Consider the following 2,687-nt stretch of genomic DNA (forward strand, 5'->3'; position numbering starts at 1 on the left):
ATGCACTACGCCATCCCGCAAGAACTCAAAGCGATGCCGTGGTCGGCTTTGAGTTCTTGCGGGATGGCGTAGTGCATGACGCGGCCGCGGGTCAGCGACGACAGTTCCAGCGTGGCGACCAGGCGGCCGAGCCGGTCGGACACCTGGGCCGCCCAGGGGCCGCGGTCCTCCAGGCGTTCGATCGCGCCGAGCAGGGCCGGGGCGATCTTGACGGCGGTGTCCCAGCGGGAGCGGGGGACCTCCAGCCAGTCGGCGGAGGTGTCGCCGATCAGGTAGCGGATCAGGGCGGGCACGACCGGGTCCAGCAGGGTGCCGGGGACGACCTGCTCGTACATGTCGATGAGCTGCCGGGTGAGGCGGGCTCCCTCGGGTGAGGGGCCCATGTGGCGCAGCATGTACCGGTCGGAGAACTCCCGGGCGGCGTGCAGGTCGGGCGGGATGGCGGCCGGGTCGCAGCCGAGGACGGCGCCCACGACCGTCCAGGCGTAGTAGTAGGCGTCGGCGCCCTGGGGGGTGATGTGCACGCCCAGGCGGTGCAGGGCGTCCAGGACCTGGATGCTGAACATCATCAGCCCGCCGAGCATGTCCTCCTGGCAGATCGGCACCGGTTCGGGCCAGAGCCCCTCCCGGCTCAGGTGGCGGCGGATGGAGGCGTGCAGCAGCCGGACCTTCTGCGCGGCGGGCAGGAACCTGCCGCCGGCCTCGAACGCCTCGGGCCGCATCAGGTAGATGGTGAACTGCCCGGTCTCGGCCATCCGGCGTGCGGGATAGTCCAGCGAATGCGTGGCGGACAGCAGCCTGGCCACGTGCGGGACCACGTAGCAGGCGGGCATCGCGGCGAACGACAGCGCGGTGGAGATGTGCACGTCGTTGTCGATGAAGAACAGCCGGGCCTGTTCCATGATCCCCCAGTCGACCCAGTCCGGCGGCGTGGAGGTCGCCCGCAGGTACTCGCGCGCGGCGTCGGGCAGCCCCTCGGGCAGCGCCTGGCCGGACGTGGTGAACCAGCGCATCAGCGTGTTGAACCGCGCCACCTCGTCCCTGGCGAACAGGGCCTCGACGGTGGCGTCGGCCAGTTCGTCGCCCTTGAGCCGCAGGGCGTCCATTGAGGCGTCGCTGTAGAGCCCGGCGGGGCTGGGGGTGGTGTCAGACATCGGCGGTCACCTCATGGATCAGTCGGGACAAGGCGGGGACGGCCTCGGGGGCCAGGCGCGCGCCGCGCAGGGCGTCCCGCGCGGCCTCGGTGCGCTCGCCGATCATCTGCCGGACCCGGTCGGGCGCTCCGGTCCGGTGCATGATCCGCTGGATCTGTGCCGCCGCGGCCGCGTCGACGGGCCCGCCCAGCAGCTCCCGGAGCCGGGTGCGGTCGCCCTCGTCCGCGCCGGTGAGGGACAGGGCCAGAAGGGCGGTCGGTCTGCGGCCGGCCAGATCGTCCAGCGGGGACTTGCCGGTGGTGCCGGTGTCGCCGAACACGCCCCGCAAGTCATCGCGCAGTTGGAACGCCTCGCCCAAGGGACGTGCGTAGGCGGCCAGGGTGCGCAGCGTCCGCGGATCGGCGCCGCCCAGCACCGCGCCGATCCGCAGCGGCCACTCCACGGTGTAGGAGCCGGTCTTGAGCCGCAGGATCTGCAGGGAATCGTCCAGATCCGCGGGGCGGCCGGTGCGCAGGATCTCCAGGCACTCGCCCGCGATCAGCTCTCGGCCCATCTCGGCCCACAGCGAGAGCGCCCGGGCCAGGAACGCGCGCGGCAGGCCCGAGGCGTGGAACATCTGTCCCGCCCACGCCAGCAGCAGGTCACCGATCATGATGGCCAGACCGTCGCCGAGCCGCTCGTGGGCGGTGGGACGGCCGCGCCGCAGCGGGCTGCGGTCGATGATGTCGTCGTGCACCAGCGCCGCCGCGTGCACCAGTTCCAGCGCCGCCGCCGCGCGGATCGCCGACTCGGTGTCGGGCTGCCCCGCCGCCCGCCACCCCCAGTAGCAGAACGCCGGACGGATCCGCTTGCCGCCCGCCACCGACAGGCGCGCCTGCTCGACGACGGGCTTCAGGTCAGGATCGAGGTCCAGCAGGGCGGCGGTCTCGGTCCCGACGAACTCCTCCAGCGCCTGATCGACCCGTTCGCGCAGGTCAGCCACCGGCGGGCCGCGCGTCCCGCGCGGCGCGCCGCTCCACCTGCCGCGCCAGCAGTTCCAGATGCGCCTCGGTCGCCGGGATGTTCCTGGCCCACGCCAGCTCACCCCGCGCCCGCAGCTCCCGGCGGGCCTCACCGACCAACGGCAGCCGCCGCAGCACGCCGCGCACGCCGTCCAGCGCGACGTCGACGACCCCGGCCGCCAGATACAGCACCTCATCACGCGGTTCGGACTTCTCGTCCCGACTCATGCGCACACACCGTTCGATTGACGACACCGTTAGTGATAACACGCGGAGGCGTACCGAATCCATCACTCCACCGAAACGGGCGACCGGCACTGCTGTTAGATTCCGAATCTGGTTCTAATGTTGAGGAGGCGCGATGAGTCCCTGGAACACCCCCGAGCGCGCGGCGCTGCGGCGGCTGGTCCGCGAGTTCACCGTCCGGGAGATCGTCCCGTTCCTGCCGGAGTGGGAGGACGCGGGCGAGCTGCCCCGGGAGCTGCATCGCCGGGCCGCGGCGGCCGGGCTGCTCGGGGCCGGGTTCCCGGAG

General features: G+C 72.3%; 4 protein-coding genes. 1 reads left to right on the forward strand and 3 read right to left on the reverse strand.

The window, feature by feature from the left end; genetic code table 11:
- Window positions 1-5: 5 nt before the first annotated feature.
- Genes E1298_RS45975 through E1298_RS45985 form a run of 3 tightly spaced genes read right to left on the reverse strand, consistent with a single transcriptional unit; the run spans window position 6 to window position 2,383 of the window.
- Window positions 6-1,154, reverse strand: a complete 1,149-nt coding sequence (locus E1298_RS45975; RefSeq protein WP_131903661.1) for an oxygenase MpaB family protein — start codon at window positions 1,152-1,154, stop codon at window positions 6-8.
- Window positions 1,147-2,136 (reverse strand): polyprenyl synthetase family protein, encoded by a 990-nt coding sequence (locus E1298_RS45980; protein ID WP_131903662.1) that lies wholly within the window; start codon window positions 2,134-2,136, stop codon window positions 1,147-1,149. The genes E1298_RS45975 and E1298_RS45980 overlap by 8 nt, the downstream gene beginning before the upstream one ends.
- Window positions 2,129-2,383 carry a hypothetical protein gene (locus tag E1298_RS45985; RefSeq protein WP_131903663.1) on the reverse strand — a complete coding sequence of 85 codons (255 nt, stop codon included), beginning with the start codon at window positions 2,381-2,383 and terminating at the stop codon, window positions 2,129-2,131. The genes E1298_RS45980 and E1298_RS45985 overlap by 8 nt, the downstream gene beginning before the upstream one ends.
- 133 nt (window positions 2,384-2,516) lie before the next feature.
- On the opposite strand from E1298_RS45985, the gene E1298_RS45990 reads away from it, so the two are divergent.
- On the forward strand, window positions 2,517-2,687 hold a 171-nt coding region (locus E1298_RS45990), incomplete at its 3' end, for an acyl-CoA dehydrogenase family protein (RefSeq protein WP_207945262.1).

Origin of the sequence: Actinomadura rubrisoli, assembly GCF_004349215.1 — a bacterium.
GTDB lineage: Bacteria > Actinomycetota > Actinomycetes > Streptosporangiales > Streptosporangiaceae > Spirillospora > Spirillospora rubrisoli.

Excerpts from the sequence above, each read along its gene's own strand:
- E1298_RS45975 (WP_131903661.1), bottom strand. The coding sequence starts at position 1,154 with ATGTCTGACACCACCCCCAGCCCCGCCGGGCTCTACAGCGACGCCTCA.
- E1298_RS45985 (WP_131903663.1), bottom strand. The coding sequence starts at position 2,383 with ATGAGTCGGGACGAGAAGTCCGAACCGCGTGATGAGGTGCTGTATCTG.